Source organism: Muricoccus pecuniae (assembly GCF_014199205.1).
In the GTDB taxonomy this organism is placed as follows: domain Bacteria; phylum Pseudomonadota; class Alphaproteobacteria; order Acetobacterales; family Acetobacteraceae; genus Roseomonas; species Roseomonas pecuniae.
This window is the reverse complement of sequence record NZ_JACIJD010000010.1, coordinates 104398-120607: the sequence shown is the minus strand read 5'-3', so window position 1 is coordinate 120607 and position 16210 is coordinate 104398. Positions and strand designations below refer to the sequence as shown.

25 protein-coding genes are annotated in these 16210 nt (G+C 65.8%); all 25 read right to left on the bottom strand.

The window, feature by feature from the left end:
• Positions 1-19: 19 nt before the first annotated feature.
• The gene (gene rplO / locus FHS87_RS12455; RefSeq protein ID WP_184518605.1) at positions 20-508 is read right to left on the bottom strand and encodes a 50S ribosomal protein L15; all 489 of its coding nucleotides are present in this window, start codon (positions 506-508) and stop codon (positions 20-22) included.
• 4 nt (positions 509-512) lie between these two features.
• Entirely contained in the window at positions 513-701 is a 189-nt protein-coding gene (gene rpmD, locus FHS87_RS12450; RefSeq protein ID WP_184518602.1) for a 50S ribosomal protein L30, read from the bottom strand.
• Complete coding sequence (gene rpsE, locus FHS87_RS12445; protein WP_184518599.1) at positions 694-1341, bottom strand: 30S ribosomal protein S5; 648 nt, start codon at positions 1339-1341, stop codon at positions 694-696. Before rpsE ends, rpmD begins: the two co-directional genes overlap by 8 nt.
• A 13-nt stretch (positions 1342-1354) precedes the next feature.
• A complete protein-coding gene (gene rplR / locus FHS87_RS12440) occupies positions 1355-1717 on the bottom strand; it encodes a 50S ribosomal protein L18 (protein WP_184518596.1) in 363 nt (120 codons plus the stop codon).
• Positions 1717-2250 (bottom strand): 50S ribosomal protein L6, encoded by a 534-nt coding sequence (rplF, locus tag FHS87_RS12435; RefSeq protein WP_184518593.1) that lies wholly within the window; start codon positions 2248-2250, stop codon positions 1717-1719. Before rplF ends, rplR begins: the two co-directional genes overlap by 1 nt.
• A gap of 16 nt (positions 2251-2266) precedes the next feature.
• Positions 2267-2665 carry a 30S ribosomal protein S8 gene (gene rpsH, locus FHS87_RS12430; protein ID WP_184518591.1) on the bottom strand — a complete coding sequence of 133 codons (399 nt, stop codon included), beginning with the start codon at positions 2663-2665 and terminating at the stop codon, positions 2267-2269.
• Between the two features lie 11 nt (positions 2666-2676).
• The gene (gene rpsN / locus FHS87_RS12425; protein ID WP_073130852.1) at positions 2677-2982 is read right to left on the bottom strand and encodes a 30S ribosomal protein S14; all 306 of its coding nucleotides are present in this window, start codon (positions 2980-2982) and stop codon (positions 2677-2679) included.
• A 51-nt stretch (positions 2983-3033) separates the two neighbouring features.
• Positions 3034-3597 (bottom strand): 50S ribosomal protein L5, encoded by a 564-nt coding sequence (rplE, locus tag FHS87_RS12420; protein WP_184518589.1) that lies wholly within the window; start codon positions 3595-3597, stop codon positions 3034-3036.
• A complete protein-coding gene (gene rplX, locus FHS87_RS12415; protein WP_184518587.1) occupies positions 3594-3908 on the bottom strand; it encodes a 50S ribosomal protein L24 in 315 nt (104 codons plus the stop codon). The genes rplE and rplX overlap by 4 nt, the downstream gene beginning before the upstream one ends.
• Positions 3908-4276, bottom strand: a complete 369-nt coding sequence (gene rplN / locus FHS87_RS12410; protein WP_073130847.1) for a 50S ribosomal protein L14 — start codon at positions 4274-4276, stop codon at positions 3908-3910. Before rplN ends, rplX begins: the two co-directional genes overlap by 1 nt.
• Positions 4273-4578, bottom strand: a complete 306-nt coding sequence (gene rpsQ / locus FHS87_RS12405) for a 30S ribosomal protein S17 (RefSeq protein ID WP_184518585.1) — start codon at positions 4576-4578, stop codon at positions 4273-4275. Before rpsQ ends, rplN begins: the two co-directional genes overlap by 4 nt.
• Positions 4579-4594: 16 nt before the next feature.
• Positions 4595-4801 (bottom strand): 50S ribosomal protein L29, encoded by a 207-nt coding sequence (gene rpmC / locus FHS87_RS12400; protein WP_073130843.1) that lies wholly within the window; start codon positions 4799-4801, stop codon positions 4595-4597.
• 5 nt (positions 4802-4806) lie between these two features.
• Entirely contained in the window at positions 4807-5229 is a 423-nt protein-coding gene (gene rplP / locus FHS87_RS12395) for a 50S ribosomal protein L16 (RefSeq protein ID WP_073130842.1), read from the bottom strand.
• Between the two features lie 24 nt (positions 5230-5253).
• A complete protein-coding gene (gene rpsC / locus FHS87_RS12390; protein ID WP_184518583.1) occupies positions 5254-5934 on the bottom strand; it encodes a 30S ribosomal protein S3 in 681 nt (226 codons plus the stop codon).
• Between the two features lies 1 nt (position 5935).
• Entirely contained in the window at positions 5936-6334 is a 399-nt protein-coding gene (gene rplV, locus FHS87_RS12385; RefSeq protein ID WP_073130838.1) for a 50S ribosomal protein L22, read from the bottom strand.
• A 4-nt stretch (positions 6335-6338) separates the two neighbouring features.
• On the bottom strand, positions 6339-6617 hold the full coding sequence (rpsS, locus tag FHS87_RS12380; protein ID WP_073130835.1) for a 30S ribosomal protein S19: 279 nt from the start codon (positions 6615-6617) through the stop codon (positions 6339-6341).
• A 5-nt stretch (positions 6618-6622) separates the two neighbouring features.
• The gene (gene rplB, locus FHS87_RS12375; protein WP_184518581.1) at positions 6623-7459 is read right to left on the bottom strand and encodes a 50S ribosomal protein L2; all 837 of its coding nucleotides are present in this window, start codon (positions 7457-7459) and stop codon (positions 6623-6625) included.
• 3 nt (positions 7460-7462) lie between these two features.
• On the bottom strand, positions 7463-7759 hold the full coding sequence (locus tag FHS87_RS12370) for a 50S ribosomal protein L23 (protein ID WP_456306616.1): 297 nt from the start codon (positions 7757-7759) through the stop codon (positions 7463-7465).
• A gap of 26 nt (positions 7760-7785) precedes the next feature.
• Positions 7786-8406: a 50S ribosomal protein L4 gene (gene rplD / locus FHS87_RS12365; protein ID WP_184518579.1), complete on the bottom strand. Its 621-nt coding sequence runs from the start codon at positions 8404-8406 to the stop codon at positions 7786-7788.
• Between the two features lie 10 nt (positions 8407-8416).
• Positions 8417-9103 (bottom strand): 50S ribosomal protein L3, encoded by a 687-nt coding sequence (gene rplC, locus FHS87_RS12360; RefSeq protein ID WP_184518576.1) that lies wholly within the window; start codon positions 9101-9103, stop codon positions 8417-8419.
• Positions 9104-9123: 20 nt separating this feature from the next.
• On the bottom strand, positions 9124-9438 hold the full coding sequence (rpsJ, locus tag FHS87_RS12355) for a 30S ribosomal protein S10 (RefSeq protein ID WP_043835383.1): 315 nt from the start codon (positions 9436-9438) through the stop codon (positions 9124-9126).
• Between the two features lie 5 nt (positions 9439-9443).
• Positions 9444-10631 (bottom strand): elongation factor Tu, encoded by a 1188-nt coding sequence (gene tuf / locus FHS87_RS12350; RefSeq protein ID WP_184518542.1) that lies wholly within the window; start codon positions 10629-10631, stop codon positions 9444-9446.
• Positions 10632-10665: 34 nt separating this feature from the next.
• A complete protein-coding gene (gene rpsG / locus FHS87_RS12345; RefSeq protein ID WP_184518573.1) occupies positions 10666-11142 on the bottom strand; it encodes a 30S ribosomal protein S7 in 477 nt (158 codons plus the stop codon).
• 11 nt (positions 11143-11153) lie between these two features.
• The gene (gene rpsL, locus FHS87_RS12340) at positions 11154-11525 is read right to left on the bottom strand and encodes a 30S ribosomal protein S12 (RefSeq protein ID WP_073139794.1); all 372 of its coding nucleotides are present in this window, start codon (positions 11523-11525) and stop codon (positions 11154-11156) included.
• Between the two features lie 354 nt (positions 11526-11879).
• The gene (rpoC, locus tag FHS87_RS12335) at positions 11880-16118 is read right to left on the bottom strand and encodes a DNA-directed RNA polymerase subunit beta' (RefSeq protein ID WP_184518570.1); all 4239 of its coding nucleotides are present in this window, start codon (positions 16116-16118) and stop codon (positions 11880-11882) included.
• Between the last annotated feature and the right edge of the window lie 92 nt (positions 16119-16210).

Here is a 16210-nt window from a genome sequence, read left to right as displayed (position 1 = left end):
GGGGCCGCAGTAGCGCCGGTCAAGCCGCCGGCGCTTCCTCAGTCGCCGCGTCCCGCACCGTGACGCTGCCACCAGCGGCCTGGACAGCCGCGATCGCCGCTGCAGAGGCGCCGGCAACGGAAACAGTCACAGCTCGCTTGATCTCGCCCTTGGCGAGAAGGCGCACGCCGGCCTTGCCGTTGAGCCGGACCAGACCAGCCTTGGACAGGGCAGCCTCGTCCACTGTCTCGCCAGCTTGAAGGACACCAGCCTCCAGTGCCTTGTCGAGCGCGCCGAGGTTGAGGACCGCATACTCCCGGCGGAACGGGTTCTTGAACCCGCGCTTGGGCAGGCGGCGATACAGCGGCAGCTGACCGCCCTCGAACCCGTTGAGCGACACGCCAGTACGGGCCTTCTGGCCCTTGACGCCGCGCCCACCCGTCTTGCCCTTGCCGGAGCCAATGCCCCGGCCGATGCGCTTGAACTTCGGGCGGGCACCCTCGTTGTCGCGCAGCTCATTGAGCTTCATTGGATCAGCCCACCTTAACCAGATGCGCAACCTTGCGGATCATCCCCTGCACGGCAGGGGTGTCCTCGAGCTCGCGCGAGCGGTGCATCTTGTTCAGGCCGAGGCCGATCAGCGTCTCACGCTGACCAGGCTTGCGGCCGATCGGCGACCCGATCTGGGTCACCTTCACCGTCTTCTTCGTCACGTCAGACACCGGCGGCCTCCGTCGCGGGCGCCTCGCCGGCGCGCGAATTGGGCAGGAGGTCGGCGACCTTCTTGCCGCGCCGCGCCGCTACCGCCCGGGGGGAGGAGCAACGGGCGAGACCGGCGAAGGTCGCCTTGACCATGTTGTGCGGGTTCGTGGTGCCCGTGCACTTCGCGACAACGTCGCCCATGCCCAGAACCTCGAACACGGCACGCATCGGGCCACCCGCGATGATGCCAGTACCGGCCGGGGCCGCGCGCAGGATCACTCGCCCGGCGCCGAACTCACCGATCACATCGTGATGAAGCGTCCGGCCCTCGCGCATCGGCACGCGGATCAGGCCGCGCTTGGCCCGCTCAGTCGCCTTGCGGATCGCCTCCGGCACCTCGCGCGCCTTGCCGGCGCCCCAGCCGACCCGGCCCTTCTCATCGCCCACGACCACGAGGGCCGCGAAGGAGAAGCGCCGGCCGCCCTTCACGACCTTGGCGACGCGGTTGATGGTAACGAGCTTGTCCTTGAACTCGTCCTGCTCGCGATCCTGGCGGGGATCGCGATTGTCGTCACGACGGCCGCGGCCGCGGCGGCGGTCGCCGTCGCCGGCGCCCTCACCACCAGGACGCGGCGCGTTGGAACGCGGTGCGTATGCCATTCTTATCGGCTCCTCAGAACGACAGCCCGCCCTCGCGGGCGCCGTCCGCCAGGGCCTTGACCCGGCCGTGGTAGAGATAGGGACCGCGGTCGAAGACCACCTCGGTCACGCCAGCCGCGAGCGCGCGCTCGGCCACCAGCTTGCCGATTGCCGCCGCCGCATCGGTGTCGGCGCCCGTCTTGCTGCCCTCGCGGACGGCCTTCTCGAGCGTGGACGCCGAGGCGAGGGTGCGACCCTGCGTGTCGTCGATGACCTGGGCGTAGATGTGCCGCCCCGAGCGATGGACGGAGAGGCGTACCCGCCCCGCGCCCTTCAGCTTGATCTGGTAGCGCGTGCGCGAACGCCGGCGCTGCGTCAGTGCGAGCTTGTTCGCCATTACTTCTTCTTACCCTCCTTCCGGAGGATCGTCTCGTTGTCGTACTTGATCCCCTTGCCCTTGTAGGGCTCGGGACCACGATACGCCCGGATCTCCGCCGCGACCTGGCCGACACGCTGCTTGTCCGCGCCCTCAACCCGGATGGCCGTGGGACGCTCAGTCGTGATCTTGATCCCGTCGGGGATCGGATACCGGATCTCGTGGGAGTAGCCGAGGTTGAGCACGAGCTCCTTCCCCTGCACCGCCGCACGGTAGCCGGTGCCCGTGATCTCCATCGACTTGGAGAAGCCGGTGGAGACACCGGTCACCATGCCGTTGATGAGGGAGCGCGTGGTGCCCCACATCGTCCGAGCAGCGCGGTCATCCCCTCGCGGGGCCACCGCCACCTCACCGTCTGCAACGGTGACATCAACCTTGTCGGTCAGCGGCAGGCGAAGCTCGCCGAGCTTGCCCTTGGCGACAACGACATTGTCCTGAACGGTGAGGGTTACGCCAGATGGCACCTTCACCGGATACTTGCCTACGCGAGACATCTTCCTCTGCCCTCCGTCAGAACACGCGGCAGAGAACCTCGCCGCCGACATTGGCAGCGCGGGCCTCGAGGTCGCTCATCACGCCACGGGGCGTGGAGAGGATGGAGATGCCGAGACCATTATAGAACTTCGGCAGTTCCTTGATCTTGGAGTACACCCGCCGCCCCGGCTTGGACACGCGCGTGATCTCCTTGATGGCGGGCTCGCCCTCAGCGTACTTCAGCTCGATGTCGAGCACGCGGATACCCGGGCGAAGCTCCTCGCCGCGGTAGCCACGGATGTAGCCCTCGCGCTTGAGGACCTCGAGGACATCCGAACGAAGACGGGATGCGGGGGAAACGACGCGCGCCTGACGAGCGCGCTGGCCGTTGCGGATACGGGTGAGCATGTCACCCAGCGGATCGGAGAGCTGCATGGCCCCTTACCTTACCAGGAGGCCTTGACCAGCCCCGGGATCTGACCGTTCGAGGCCAGCTCCCGGAGCATGTTCCGGCTCAGCTTGAACTTGCGGTAGTTGCCGCGCGGACGCCCGGTCAGCTCGCAACGCAGGCGGATGCGGTTCTTCGCCCCGTTCCGCGGCAGCTGCGCCAGCTTGATCGTCGCTTCGAAGCGGTCCTCAACGGGCAGCTCGCGATCCATCACCGTCTTCTTCAGAGCGGCGCGCTTCGCGGCATGCGCCTTGGCCAGGTGCATACGATGCTTATTCTTCTCGACTGACGAAGTCTTGGCCATTCGATCAGTGTCCTCCGGAACCTGCCCGGGTTGCCGGGCGGTTTTCCAAGATCAATTGATGAAGGGAAGCTGGAAGCCCTTGAGCAGGGCCTTCGCTTCCTTGTCCGTCTTCGCCGTGGTGACGAAGACGATGTCCATGCCGCGGATCGCGTCGACCTTGTCGTAGGCGATCTCGGGGAAGATGATCTGCTCCTTCAGGCCCATGGCGTAATTGCCACGTCCATCGAAGCCCTTGCCCGATACGCCGCGGAAGTCACGCACGCGGGGAAGCGCGATCGTCACCAGACGGTCCAGGAACTCGTACATCCGGGCGCGCCGCAGCGTCACCTTCGTGCCGATTGCCTGACCCTCTCGGATCTTGAAGCCGGCGATCGCCTTCTTGGCCTTGGTCTTCACCGGCTTCTGGCCGGCGATGACAGTCAGCTCAGCCACGGCTGCATCCAGCTTCTTCTGGTCGCCCGCCGCTTCGCCAACACCCATGTTGATGACGATCTTCTCCAGCTTCGGAACCTCCATCGGGTTCTTATAGCCGAACTCCTCCGCCAGGGCCTTGCGGACCTGCTCAAGGTACTGCTGCTGCAGGCGCGGCAGCTCCTTCGTGCTCGCGTCGCTCATGCGATCACCTCGCCGGAGGCCTTTGCCACCCGGACCTTCTTGTCACCGTCAAGGCGGAAGCCGACGCGGGTCGGCTTGTCGCTCTTCGGGTCGATCAGCGCCAGGTTGGAGAGGTGGATCGGCGCCTCCTTCTCCTGGATGCCACCGGGCTGGTTCATGCCCTGCGGCTTGGCGTGGCGCTTCACGATGTTGACGCCCTGCACCACGGCCCGGTTCTCGGTCGGGGAGACCGAGAGAACCTCGCCGCGCTTGCCCTTATCCTTGCCGGCGAGGACCTGGACGCGATCGCCCTTCTTGATCTTCGCAGCCATCACAGCACCTCCGGAGCCAGGGAGATGATCTTCATGTACTTGCGGGCACGCAGCTCACGCACCACCGGACCGAAGATGCGGGTCCCGATAGGCTCGTTCTGCTTATTGATCAGCACGGCCGCGTTGTTGTCGAATCGAATGGCGGTGCCGTCCTGACGGCGCACGGCATAAGCCGTCCGCACGATCACGGCGCGATGCACTTCGCCCTTCTTCACCTTGGCGCGGGGAATGGCGTCCTTGACCGACACCACAATGATGTCACCGACCGACGCCGTCTTGCGCTTGGAGCCGCCCAGCACCTTGATGCACTGAACGCGACGGGCGCCGGAGTTATCAGCGACGTCGAGATTGGACTCAACCTGGATCACGCCGACACCTCGTCGCCGAGCTCGATGTTCTCGAGCAGCTCATAGGCCGCGGGACGCGCGACGGTCTCGCCATTACGCTGGACGACAAGCCAAGACTTGCGCTTGGAGATCGGCCGGCACTCCTCGATCGACACCATGTCGCCCTCGCGGCACAGGTTCGTCTCGTCATGCGCGGCGTACTTCTTCGAGCGCCGGATGAATTTCTTATAGAGCGGGTGCATCACGCGACGCTCGACCAAGACCGTTACGGTCTTGTCCTGCTTGTCGCTCGTCACCCGCCCGCTGAGGACGCGCTTCGGCATATGCCGCGGTCTCCTCTCAGGACTTCTGGGATTGGCGGGCCTGCTGGCCCAGGACGGTCTTTACACGAGCGATGTCGCGCCGAACAGCACGAATTCGCCCAACAGCCTCAAGCTGCCCGGTCGCCCGCTGGAAGCGCAGGTTGAACTGCTCCTTCCGCAGGTCGAGCAACATCGTCTTCAGCTCGTCCGCGGTCTTGCCGCGGACATCCGCGATCTTCGTCATTGCCTTCAGGCCTCCGCCGCGCCCAGGCGGGCCACGACCTTCGTCTTGATCGGCAGCTTGGCGGCACCCAGAGCCAGCGCCTCACGCGCCGTCTCCTGGCTCACGCCGTCGATCTCGAACATGATACGACCCGGCTTGATGCGGGCCACCCAGTACTCGGGGGCACCCTTACCGGAGCCCATGCGGACCTCGGCAGGCTTGGTGGAAACGGGCAGGTCCGGGAAGATCCGGATCCACACGCGGCCCTGGCGCTTCATCGCGCGGGTGATCGCGCGGCGAGCCGCCTCGATCTGCCGGGCGGTAACCCGCTCCGGCTCCAGCGCCTTCAGGCCGTAACCGCCGAAGGACAGGGTGAACCCGCCCTTGGCCACGCCCTTGATGCGGCCCTTATGGGCCTTACGGTACGTCGTGCGCTTCGGCGACAACATGATACGTGTTCCTCAGCCTGTCGCTCAGCGCTGCGGCGCCTGCTCGGCGGCGCGCTTGTCCTGCGCCATCGGGTCGTGCGCCATGACCTCGCCCTTGAAGATCCACACCTTCACACCGCAGGTGCCGTAGGTGGTCTTCGCGGTCGCCACGCCGAAGTCGATATCGGCGCGGAGGGTGTGCAGAGGAACGCGGCCCTCGCGATACCACTCCATGCGCGCGATCTCGGCCCCACCGAGACGGCCGGAGCAGTTGATGCGAATTCCGCCGGCGCCAAGGCGCATGGCGGACTGCACGGCGCGCTTCATCGCGCGGCGAAAGGCCACGCGACGCTCGAGCTGCTGCGCGATGCTCTCGGCCACCAGGGTGGCATCCAGCTCCGGCTTGCGGATCTCGACGATATTAAGCGCCACCTCGGCCCCGGCCATCTTCGCCAGGTCCTTGCGCAGCACCTCGATATCGGCACCCTTCTTCCCGATGACAACCCCGGGCCGGGCGGCGTGGATGGTCACGCGCGGCTTCTTGGCCGGGCGCTCGATCACCACCTTGGCGACGCCGGCGCCCTTCAGGCGCTCGCGCAGCTTGTTCCGCAGCTTCAGGTCGTCATGGAGCAGGCCGGAGTAGTCGGCGTCGCCGGCGTACCAGCGGCTGTCCCAGGTGCGGTTGATGCCGAGCCGAAGCCCGATCGGATTGACTTTATGACCCATCTTACGCGGCCTCCTCGGCCACCGGCGCCGGCTGCTGCTCGGCGACGACGATCTTCAGGTGGCTGAACCACTTCTCCACGCGGGCGGCCTTGCCGCGGCCGCGTGCCTGGAAGCGCTTCATAACGATCGAACGACCCACTTCGACCCGAGCAACCACCAGCTTGTCCACATCCAGGCTGTGATTGTTCTCGGCGTTCGCGATGGCGCTCTCGAGCGTCTTCTTCACCGTGTCAGAAATACGACGCTTGCTGAAGGTCAGCACGGCGACCGCGTCGGACGCGGCGCGCCCGCGGATCAGGCCGGCGGCCAAGTTCAGCTTGCGCGGTGACACCCGGATGTTCCGGGTGACGGCCTGAGCCTCGGTCTCGGCGAGGCTGCGCTCGTGCTTCGGCTTGCTCATCGGATCAGCCCCGCTTGGCCTTCTTGTCCGAGGAGTGCCCGGTGAAGGTGCGCGTCGGCGAGAACTCGCCGAACTTGTGGCCCACCATGTTCTCGGACACCTGGACGGGGATGAACTTCTTGCCGTTGTAGACGCCGAAGGTCAGGCCCACGAACTGCGGGAGGATCGTGCTGCGACGCGACCAGATCTTAATGATCTCGTTGCGCGTGGAGCTACGAGCCGCCTCCGCCTTGTTGAGCAGGTAGCCGTCGACAAACGGCCCCTTCCATACGCTGCGCGACATGGCGATCAGCCCTTCTTCGCGGTGCGGCGACGGACGATGAGACGGTCCGTGCGCTTGTTGGTGCGGGTCTTGTAGCCCTTGGTCGGCTTGCCCCAGGGCGTGACCGGATGACGTCCGCCCGAGGTCCGGCCCTCACCACCACCGTGCGGGTGGTCGACCGGGTTCATGACGACACCGCGGTTATGCGGACGGAAGCCCATCCAGCGGCGACGCCCGGCCTTGCCGAGCTGCTGGTTGGAGTTGTCCGGGTTCGACACGGCCCCGATTGAGGCCAGGCACTCAGCGCGGAGCAGCCGCACCTCACCCGACATCAGCTTCACCTGCGCGTAGCCTGCATCCTTGCCGACCAGCTGGCAGTAGGTGCCGGCCGATCGGGCGATCTTGGCGCCGGCGCCCGGCTTCATCTCCAGCGCGTGCACGATCGTGCCCACGGGGATAGAAGCCAGCGGCATGGCGTTGCCCGGCTTGATGTCGACGCGGTCGCCGGCGATCACCGTATCACCCGCTTTCAGGCGCTGCGGGGCAATGATGTAGGACAGTTCGCCGTCCTGATACTTGATCAATGCGATCCAGGCGGTGCGGTTCGGATCGTACTCCAGCCGCTCGACCGTCGCGGGCACATTGAACTTCGTGCGGCGCTTGAAGTCGACATACCGGTAGGACTGCTTGTGTCCACCGCCCCGGAACCGGACCGTCGTGCGACCATGATTATTGCGGCCGCCCGTGTGGTTCTTGCCCTCGGTCAGCTGCTTGACGGGCTTCCCCTTCCACAGCTCCGAACGATCGACCAGCACTGTGCCGCGGAGGCTCGGCGTGACCGGATTGAATTGCTTCAGCGCCATGGCTTACGCGAGCCCCGTCGTCAGATCGATGCTCTGGCCTTCGGCCAGGCTGACGATCGCCTTCTTCCAATCCGACCGCTGGCCAGGACGACCGCGGAAGCGCTTGGACTTGCCCTTCACCACAACCGTGTTGACGGCCGTAACGTTCACGCCGAACAGGCCCTCGACCGCGGCCTTGATTTCAGGCTTCGTCGCATCCGAAGCGACCTTGAAGGTCACCTGGCCCACCTCGTTCAGGACCGTCGCCTTCTCCGTAATCACGGGAGAAACGATCAGCTGGTACATCCGCTCCTGCGAGATGACCGGCTTCTTCGCCTTGGTCTCGCTCACGATAGGCGCTCCTTCAGCGCTTCGACGCCGGCGCGGGTCACGACGAGCACGTCGTGGCGCACGATGTCGTAAACATTGGCGCCGACCGTCGGCAGCACCTGGATCCTCGGAATATTCCGCGCCGCACGCAGCAGCCCGGCATCGGGCGTCGCGTCGAAAAACAGGGCACTGTTCCAGCCGAACGCCTTCACCTGGGCGGCGAGGGTCTTGGTCTTAGCTGCTTCGCCGGGAGCAGCGGCATCAAGCACCACCAGCTTCCCATTGGCAGCCTTCTCGCTGAGCGCGCTGATCAGGCCCAGACGACGAACCTTCTTCGGCAAGCTGTACTCGTGGCTGCGCACCACGGGGCCATGGACCACGCCACCGGTGCGGAACTGCGGGGCACGCAGCGATCCCTGACGGGCATTGCCGGTACCCTTCTGGCGATACGGCTTCTTGGTGGTCCCGGAGACCTCACCCATGCCCTTAACCTTGTGCGTTCCGGCGCGGCGCTTGGCCAGCTGCCAGTGCACGACCCGCGCCATAATATCCGCGCGCGGCTCGGCCCCGAACACTTCTGCGGGGAGCTCGATCTCGCCGGCCTCGGCGTTGTCGAGCGTGATGACTTTCACCTGCATCACCCGATCCTCAGGCCGTTGCCGCCGGATACGGCGCGTCGGCGTGGCGCTTCCGCTTCACAGCGTCGCGCACCATGACGTAGCTGTTCTCGGCGCCCGGAACAGCACCCTTCACGAAGAGCAGGCCCTTCTCCACGTCCACGCCCGCCACCTCCAGATTCTGGGTGGTGATGCGCTCGACGCCGAGGTGGCCGGCCATCTTCTTGTTCTTGAAGGTCTTACCCGGGTCCTGACGATTACCGGTCGAGCCGTGCGAACGGTGGCTGATCGAGACGCCGTGCGATGCCTCGAGGCCAGCGAAGTTCCAGCGCTTCATCGCACCGGCGAAGCCCTTGCCCTTGCTGACGCCGGTGACGTCGATCTTCTGCCCCTTAACGAAGTGTGCGGGGCTGAGCTTCGCGCCAGCCTCAAGCACCGCATCCGAAGCAGTGCGGAACTCGACAACCTTCGCAGGCGCCTCAACGCCCGACTTAGCGAAGTGCGCCCGGTTCGGCTTGGACACGTTCTTCGCCTTCGCGTGCCCGATGCCGAGTTGCACGGCGGTGTAGCCGTCCTTGTCGGCGGAGCGCACCGCCACGACGCGAACGTCATCCACGTGCAGCAGCGTCACCGGCACGGTGGAGCCGTCCTCGTTGAACAGCCGGGACATGCCCAGCTTCCGGGCGATCAGGCCAGTGCGGCCATCTTTCGCGGCCATGGTGTATGCGCCCCTCAGACCTAGATCTTGATCTCGACATCCACACCGGAGGCCAGGTCGAGCTTCATCAGCGCGTCCACGGTCTGCGGGGTGGGGTCGACGATGTCCAGAAGACGACGATGCGTCCGAATCTCGAACTGCTCGCGCGACTTCTTATCGACGTGCGGGGAGCGGTTCACGGTGAACCGCTCGATGTGGGTCGGAAGCGGGATAGGACCCCGCACCCGAGCACCGGTCCGCTTCGCGGTGTTCACGATCTCCCGCGTGCTGCCATCCAGCACGCGGTGGTCGAACGCCTTGAGGCGGATCCGGATATTTTGTGCGTCAGCGGCCATCTGAATTACTTCTCGATGCTGGCCACGACGCCGGCGCCGACGGTGCGGCCGCCCTCGCGGATGGCGAAGCGCAGGCCCTGGTCCATGGCGATGGGGGCGATCAGCTCGACCGTCATCGCCACGTTGTCGCCCGGCATCACCATCTCCACGCCCTCGGGCAGCTGCACCACGCCCGTCACGTCGGTCGTGCGGAAGTAGAACTGCGGCCGGTAGTTCGTGAAGAACGGCGTGTGGCGGCCACCCTCCTCCTTGGTGAGGATGTAGGCCTCGGCCTTGAACTGCGTGTGCGGCGTGATCGAGCCGGGCTTGCTCAGCACCTGCCCGCGCTCGACGTCCTCGCGCTTGGTGCCGCGCAGCAGCGCGCCGATGTTGTCGCCCGCCATCCCGCTGTCCAGCAGCTTGCGGAACATCTCGACGCCCGTCACCGTCGTCTTCACGGTGTCCTTCAGGCCGACGATCTCGACTTCCTCGCCAACCTTGACGATGCCGCGCTCGACGCGACCGGTCACCACCGTGCCGCGGCCGGAGATCGAGAACACGTCCTCGACCGGCATCAGGAACGGCAGGTCCACCGCGCGCTCCGGCTGCGGGATGTAGGCGTCCACCGCCTCCATCAGCTTCAGGATCGCCTGCTCGCCGATCTCGGGCTGCTTGTCCTCGAGCGCCATCAGCGCCGAGCCGTGGATGATCGGGATGTCGTCGCCCGGGAACTGGTAGGACGACAGCAGCTCGCGCACCTCCATCTCGACCAGCTCCAGCAGGTCGGGGTCGGCCATGTCGACCTTGTTCAGGAATACGACCAGCGCCGGCACGCCGACCTGGCGGGCGAGCAGGATGTGCTCGCGCGTCTGCGGCATTGGGCCGTCGGCGGCCGACACCACCAGGATCGCGCCGTCCATCTGCGCCGCGCCCGTGATCATGTTCTTCACGTAGTCGGCGTGGCCGGGGCAGTCCACATGCGCGTAGTGGCGGTTGGCCGTCTCGTACTCGACGTGGGCCGTCGAGATCGTGATGCCGCGCGCCCGCTCCTCCGGAGCCTTGTCGATCTGGTCGTAGGCCGTGAAGGACGCACCGCCCGACTTCGCCAGAACCTTCGTGATCGCAGCCGTCAGCGACGTCTTGCCGTGGTCAACATGGCCAATCGTGCCAATGTTGCAGTGCGGCTTGGTCCGCTCGAACTTCGCCTTCGCCATTTTCGTGCCTCTGCCCGGATGGGTCTTCTATGGGTTACCAGCGGTAGTGGCTGAAGGCCTTGTTGGCCTCTGCCATCCGGTGCGTGTCTTCGCGCTTCTTCACGGCCGCGCCGCGGTTGTTAGCCGCATCCATCAGCTCGGCCGAGAGGCGATCCTCCATCGTGTGCTCGCCACGCTTGCGGGCAGACTCGATGATCCAACGGATCGCAAGGGCCTGGCGCCGTTCGGGACGAACCTCGACCGGCACCTGGTAGGTGGCACCACCGACGCGGCGCGAACGCACCTCGACGGCCGGCTTCACGTTGTCCATGGCTTCATGGAACAGGCGCAGCGGGTCGCTGTTCGCGCCGCCACGACGCTTCAGCGTGTCCATGGCACCGTACACGATACCCTCGGCGGTGCTCTTCTTCCCGTCATACATCAGCACGTTCATGAAACGGCTGAGGACGACGTCCCCGAACTTCGGATCCGGGAGAACCTCACGCTTCTCTGCGCGATGGCGACGCGACATCTCTCAGTTCCTCACTTCGGCCGCTTGGCGCCGTACAGCGAACGGCGCTGGCGACGCTTGGCAATGCCCTGCGTATCGAGCACGCCGCGCAGGATGTGGTAGCGAACGCCCGGAAGGTCCTTCACGCGGCCGCCGCGGATCAGGACAACCGAGTGCTCCTGGAGGTTATGACCCTCACCCGGAATATAGCTCACCACCTCGTAGCCGTTCGTCAGGCGCACCTTGGCGACCTTACGAAGAGCGGAGTTCGGCTTCTTCGGCGTGGTGGTGTAGACGCGCGTGCAAACACCGCGCTTCTGGGGGCAGCTCTGCAGGGCCGGCACCTTGTTGCGGCTCGGCTTCGGCTCGCGCCCCTGCGCGATAAGCTGGTTGATCGTCGGCATGACGCCCCTTCGTGACCCTTCTGTGTCCGACCGCATCCAAGCGAAGGCGCCCGCAAAGCCGCATGTGCGGCCCGGCGGGCTACTCTCTCGTCCCCGGCCTGACCCGCCCACCGAACCCAGGGCAAGCCTGGCGTTCAATCAGGGGCGGAGGCGTCGGCGACGCTGAATTGGTCGTCCAAACTCGTTCGAACCCTTGGCGCTGCCGATGGGGCCCGGTGAGGGGCGGACACCTACCCCCCCTACCCCCTTGAGTCAAGCGATTTAGGTCCAGTGGATGAGGGCGGCGCGGCAGAAATCGGTCCCGCGCCGCCCCCGGTTGATCGGAGCCCCGATGCGGGGCTCCTGCAGGTAAACCTACTCGGCCGCCTGTTGCTCACCGCCGGGCAAGGCAGGCTGAGAGGCCGGGAGGCGCCCCTTGTCCCGCTGCGCGGCCAGGGACCGCAGACGGTTCATGACCGAGCCCGTGCCCGCCGGGATCAGGCGCCCGACGATCACGTTCTCCTTGAGGCCCTCCAGCCTGTCCACCTTGCCGGCTACGGCCGCCTCAGTGAGCACACGGGTGGTCTCCTGGAACGAGGCGGCCGAGATGAAGGAGTTGGTCTGCAGGCTGGCCTTGGTGATGCCCTGGAGGACCGGCTCGGCCCGCGCAGGCCGCTCCTTCGCCGCGATCCGCTTCTCGTTCTCGATGTCGAACTCGATTCGGTCCACCTGCTCGCCGATCAGGTACGTCGTGTCCCCTGGCTCAAGGATCTCGACCTTCTGCAGCATCTGGCGAACGATCACCTCGATGTGCTTGTCGTTGATCTTCACGCCCTGCAGTCGATAGACGTCCTGGATCTCGTTCACGAGGTAGTTCGCGAGAGCCTCGACGCCCAGAACGCGTAGGATGTCGTGCGGCACGCGCGGGCCGTCCACCAGCGGGTCGCCGGCGCGGACATAGTCGCCCTCCTGGACGGAGACGTGCTTGCCCTTGGGCACCAGGTACTCGCGGGAAGCCGGCTGCTCGTCGCCGACGGCGTCCGGCACGACCACGATGCGGCGCTTGGCCTTATAGTCCTTGCCGAACTCCACCCGGCCGTCGATGTCGCTGATGATGGCGGCATCCTTCGGCCGGCGCGCCTCGAACAGCTCCGCCACGCGCGGCAGGCCGCCCGTGATGTCGCGGGTCTTGGACGATTCGCGCGGCAGGCGGGCGATGATGTCACCGGCATGGACCGTCGCGCCATTCTCCACGTTCAGGATGGAGGAGGGCTGCAGCGCGAACTGTGCCACAACCTTCCCGCCTTCACGCAGCACGACACTGGGACGCAGGTTGGCGTTCTTCGCCCGTTCGACCGGCTCGCGCACCACCTTGGAAGACAGGCCCGTCACCGGGTCCGTCTCCTCATACAGGTTAAAGCCGTCGATGAGGTCGGTATACTCAACCGTGCCCGCACGATCGATGATGATCGGCAGAGTAAAGGGATCCCACTCAGCCAGTTTCTGGGCGCGCGTTACCTCCGCCGTATCCCCGATCAGGAGCCGGGCACCGTAGGGCACGCGGTACCGCGCCCGCTCACGGCCCTGCGCGTCGCTCAACACGATCTCGCAGTTCCGGCTCAGAACGATGGTGACGCCCTCGGAGTTCGTCACGACCTGCTTGTTCACGACCTTCGCCGTGCCGTCGCTCGTCGCTTCGACATGCGCCTGCTCAGCCGACCGCTGCGCCGCACCACCGATGTGGAAGGTACGCATCGTCAGCTGCGTGCCCGGCTCGCCGATGGACTGGGCGGCGATGACGCCGACAGCCTCGCCAGTGTTCACCGGCGTGCCACGGGCAAGGTCGCGCCCATAGCACATGCCACAGACGCCCTGCCTCGCGTCGCAGGTCAGCACAGAGCGGATATAGACCTCCTCCGCACCTGACTGCTCGACCGCGTCGGCGGCAACCTCGTCCACCAATGTGCCGCGCGCAGCGACGATCTCACCGGTCTCCGGGTTGGCCACATCGCGCTGCACGGTACGGCCCAGGATCCGCTCGGAAAGAGAGGAGACGACCTCGCCGCCGTCCATCACGGCGCGAACCGTGATGCCGCGCTCCGTGCCGCAGTCGTTGTCAACGATGATGCAGTCCTGCGCCACGTCCACGAGACGGCGGGTCAGGTAGCCCGAGTTGGCGGTCTTCAGCGCCGTATCTGCGAGGCCCTTACGGGCACCGTGGGTGGAGTTGAAGTACTCGAGGACCGTCAGGCCTTCCTTGAAGTTCGAGATGATGGGCTGCTCGATGATCTCGCCCGAGGGCTTGGCCATCAGGCCGCGCATGCCGGCAAGCTGGCGCATCTGCGCCGGCGACCCACGCGCACCGGAGTGGGACATCATCCAAACCGAGTTGGTCGGCTTGCCGGCCTCCTGCTTGGAGATCTCCTTCATCATGGCGCCGGCGACCTCCTCGGTCGCGCGCGACCAGGCGTCCACCACCTTGTTGTAGCGCTCGCCCGCGGTGATCAGGCCGTCGAGATACTGCTGCTCGAACTCCTTCACCTCGTTCTTCGTGCGATCGATCATCTCGGCCTTGGAGGCCGGGATCATCATGTCGTTCTTGCCGAAGGAGATGCCGGCCTTCGCCGCGTTGCGGAAGCCCAGTCCCATCAGGCGGTCAGCGAAGATCACCGACTCCTTCTGGCCGCAGTGACGGTACACCGCGTCGATCACGTCCGAGATGCTGCGCTTGGTCAGCTGCCGGTTGATGATCGAGTAGGGCACGTTCGGATGATGAGGCAGCAATGTGCCCATCATCAGGCGGCCCGGCGTGGTGATGACGGTCTCACGCGCAGGCTGGTCACCCTTGAAGCCCGGCACGGCGGCGAGGATCGCCGTGTGCAGGTTCACGGTACCCGTGGCCAGCGCTTGCTCCACTTCCCCCAGCCCGTCGAACACGGTCGGGCGGAAGGAGAGCGCCTGCTTCTCCTCATCCGTGAGCTGCTCGGCCTTCTTGCCCGAGGTGGCGGCGATCAGCGCGCGCGTGGCCTCGATCTTCTCCTTGTCCGTACGGAACTCCGGCGTCTCAAGGCTGAGGTAGTAGAGGCCCAGGACAATGTCCTGGCTCGGCACGATAATCGGCTTGCCGTTCGCCGGGCTGAGGATGTTATTGGTCGACATCATCAGCACGCGCGCCTCCAGCTGAGCCTCAAGGCTCAACGGGACGTGCACGGCCATCTGGTCACCGTCGAAGTCCGCGTTGAAGGCGGTGCAGACCAGCGGATGTAGCTGGATCGCCTTGCCCTCGACAAGAATCGGCTCGAAGGCCTGGATGCCCAGGCGATGCAGCGTGGGCGCCCGGTTCAGCATCACCGGGTGCTCGCGAATCACCTCCTCGAGGATGTCCCACACCTCGGGACGCTCCTTCTCCACCATCCGCTTCGCGGCCTTGATGGTGGTGGCGTGGCCGTACTTCTCGAGCTTGCTGTAGATGAAGGGCTTGAACAGCTCGAGCGCCATCTTCTTCGGCAGGCCGCACTGGTGCAGCTTCAGCTCGGGACCGACGACGATCACCGAACGGCCGGAGTAGTCGACGCGCTTGCCGAGCAGATTCTGGCGGAACCGGCCCTGCTTGCCCTTCAGCATGTCGGAGAGCGACTTGAGGGGACGCTTGTTGGCGCCCGTGATCGCGCGGCCGCGGCGGCCGTTGTCGAACAGCGCGTCAACGGCCTCCTGCAGCATGCGCTTCTCGTTGCGGACGATGATGTCCGGCGCGCGCAGCTCGATCAGCCGCTTGAGGCGGTTATTGCGGTTGATGACGCGGCGATAGAGGTCGTTCAGGTCGGAGGTCGCGAAGCGACCGCCGTCCAGCGGAACCAGCGGGCGCAGCTCGGGCGGAATCACCGGGACGACGTCCAGGATCATCCACTCCGGGCGCGCGCCGCCTTCAGCGAAGGCCTCGATCAGCTTCAGCCGCTTCACCAGCTTCTTGCGCTTGGCCTCGGAGGTCGTCTCCTTCAGCTCGGCGCGCAGCCGGGCGCTCTCCTTGCCCAGGTCGATGCCGGTCAGCATCTGCTTCACCGCCTCGGCGCCGATGCCAACCGTGAACGCGTCCTCGCCGAACTCGTCCATCTTGGTCTGGTAGGCGTCCTCGGTCAGCAGCTGGTGCAGCTTAAGGTCCGTCAGGCCGGGCTCGAGAACCACGTAGCTCTCGAAGTATAGGACCTTCTCGAGCTCCTTCAGCGACATGTCGACCATCAGGCCGACGCGGCTGGGCAGGGACTTCATGAACCAGATATGCGCGACCGGAGAGGCGAGCTCGATATGGCCCATGCGCTCGCGGCGCACCTTGGCCAGCGTCACCTCAACGCCGCACTTCTCGCAGATGATGCCGCGGAACTTCATCCGCTTGTACTTGCCGCAAAGGCACTCGTAGTCCTTGATCGGACCGAAGATGCGCGCGCAGAAAAGCCCATCCCGCTCCGGCTTGAAGGTGCGGTAGTTGATCGTCTCGGGCTTCTTGATCTCGCCGTAAGACCAGGAGCGGATCTGCTCCGGCGAGGCGATGGTGATCTTGATCTGATCGAAGGTGACGGCCTGGCCGGTCTGGCCAAGGATCTTCATCAGCTCGTTCATGGGGCCTTCCTTCTAAGTCCAGCCTGCCGTGCCGTGGCACGGCGAAATCAGCGGCCGGCCCCGCTGGGAAGGGGCCGGCGCGATCCTTGTCA

What these genes read in the sequence shown, in the direction of transcription:
- rplO (WP_184518605.1), bottom strand. Translation starts at nt 508, where the DNA reads ATGAAGCTCAATGAGCTGCGCGACAACGAGGGTGCCCGCCCGAAGTTC.
- rpsE (WP_184518599.1), bottom strand. Translation starts at nt 1,341, where the DNA reads ATGGCATACGCACCGCGTTCCAACGCGCCGCGTCCTGGTGGTGAGGGC.
- rplR (WP_184518596.1), bottom strand. Translation starts at nt 1,717, where the DNA reads ATGGCGAACAAGCTCGCACTGACGCAGCGCCGGCGTTCGCGCACGCGC.
- rplF (WP_184518593.1), bottom strand. Translation starts at nt 2,250, where the DNA reads ATGTCTCGCGTAGGCAAGTATCCGGTGAAGGTGCCATCTGGCGTAACC.
- rpsH (WP_184518591.1), bottom strand. Translation starts at nt 2,665, where the DNA reads ATGCAGCTCTCCGATCCGCTGGGTGACATGCTCACCCGTATCCGCAAC.
- rpsN (WP_073130852.1), bottom strand. Translation starts at nt 2,982, where the DNA reads ATGGCCAAGACTTCGTCAGTCGAGAAGAATAAGCATCGTATGCACCTG.
- rplE (WP_184518589.1), bottom strand. Translation starts at nt 3,597, where the DNA reads ATGAGCGACGCGAGCACGAAGGAGCTGCCGCGCCTGCAGCAGCAGTAC.
- rplX (WP_184518587.1), bottom strand. Translation starts at nt 3,908, where the DNA reads ATGGCTGCGAAGATCAAGAAGGGCGATCGCGTCCAGGTCCTCGCCGGC.
- rpsQ (WP_184518585.1), bottom strand. Translation starts at nt 4,578, where the DNA reads ATGCCGAAGCGCGTCCTCAGCGGGCGGGTGACGAGCGACAAGCAGGAC.
- rpmC (WP_073130843.1), bottom strand. Translation starts at nt 4,801, where the DNA reads ATGACGAAGATCGCGGATGTCCGCGGCAAGACCGCGGACGAGCTGAAG.
- rplP (WP_073130842.1), bottom strand. Translation starts at nt 5,229, where the DNA reads ATGTTGTCGCCGAAGCGCACGACGTACCGTAAGGCCCATAAGGGCCGC.
- rpsC (WP_184518583.1), bottom strand. Translation starts at nt 5,934, where the DNA reads ATGGGTCATAAAGTCAATCCGATCGGGCTTCGGCTCGGCATCAACCGC.
- rplV (WP_073130838.1), bottom strand. Translation starts at nt 6,334, where the DNA reads ATGAGCAAGCCGAAGCACGAGCGCAGCCTCGCCGAGACCGAGGCTCAG.
- rpsS (WP_073130835.1), bottom strand. Translation starts at nt 6,617, where the DNA reads ATGTCGCGCAGCGTATGGAAGGGGCCGTTTGTCGACGGCTACCTGCTC.
- rplB (WP_184518581.1), bottom strand. Translation starts at nt 7,459, where the DNA reads ATGGCGCTGAAGCAATTCAATCCGGTCACGCCGAGCCTCCGCGGCACA.
- rplD (WP_184518579.1), bottom strand. Translation starts at nt 8,406, where the DNA reads ATGCAGGTGAAAGTCATCACGCTCGACAACGCCGAGGCCGGCGAGATC.
- rplC (WP_184518576.1), bottom strand. Translation starts at nt 9,103, where the DNA reads ATGGCCGCGAAAGATGGCCGCACTGGCCTGATCGCCCGGAAGCTGGGC.
- rpsJ (WP_043835383.1), bottom strand. Translation starts at nt 9,438, where the DNA reads ATGGCCGCTGACGCACAAAATATCCGGATCCGCCTCAAGGCGTTCGAC.
- tuf (WP_184518542.1), bottom strand. Translation starts at nt 10,631, where the DNA reads ATGGCGAAGGCGAAGTTCGAGCGGACCAAGCCGCACTGCAACATTGGC.
- rpsG (WP_184518573.1), bottom strand. Translation starts at nt 11,142, where the DNA reads ATGTCGCGTCGCCATCGCGCAGAGAAGCGTGAGGTTCTCCCGGATCCG.
- rpsL (WP_073139794.1), bottom strand. Translation starts at nt 11,525, where the DNA reads ATGCCGACGATCAACCAGCTTATCGCGCAGGGGCGCGAGCCGAAGCCG.
- rpoC (WP_184518570.1), bottom strand. Translation starts at nt 16,118, where the DNA reads ATGAACGAGCTGATGAAGATCCTTGGCCAGACCGGCCAGGCCGTCACC.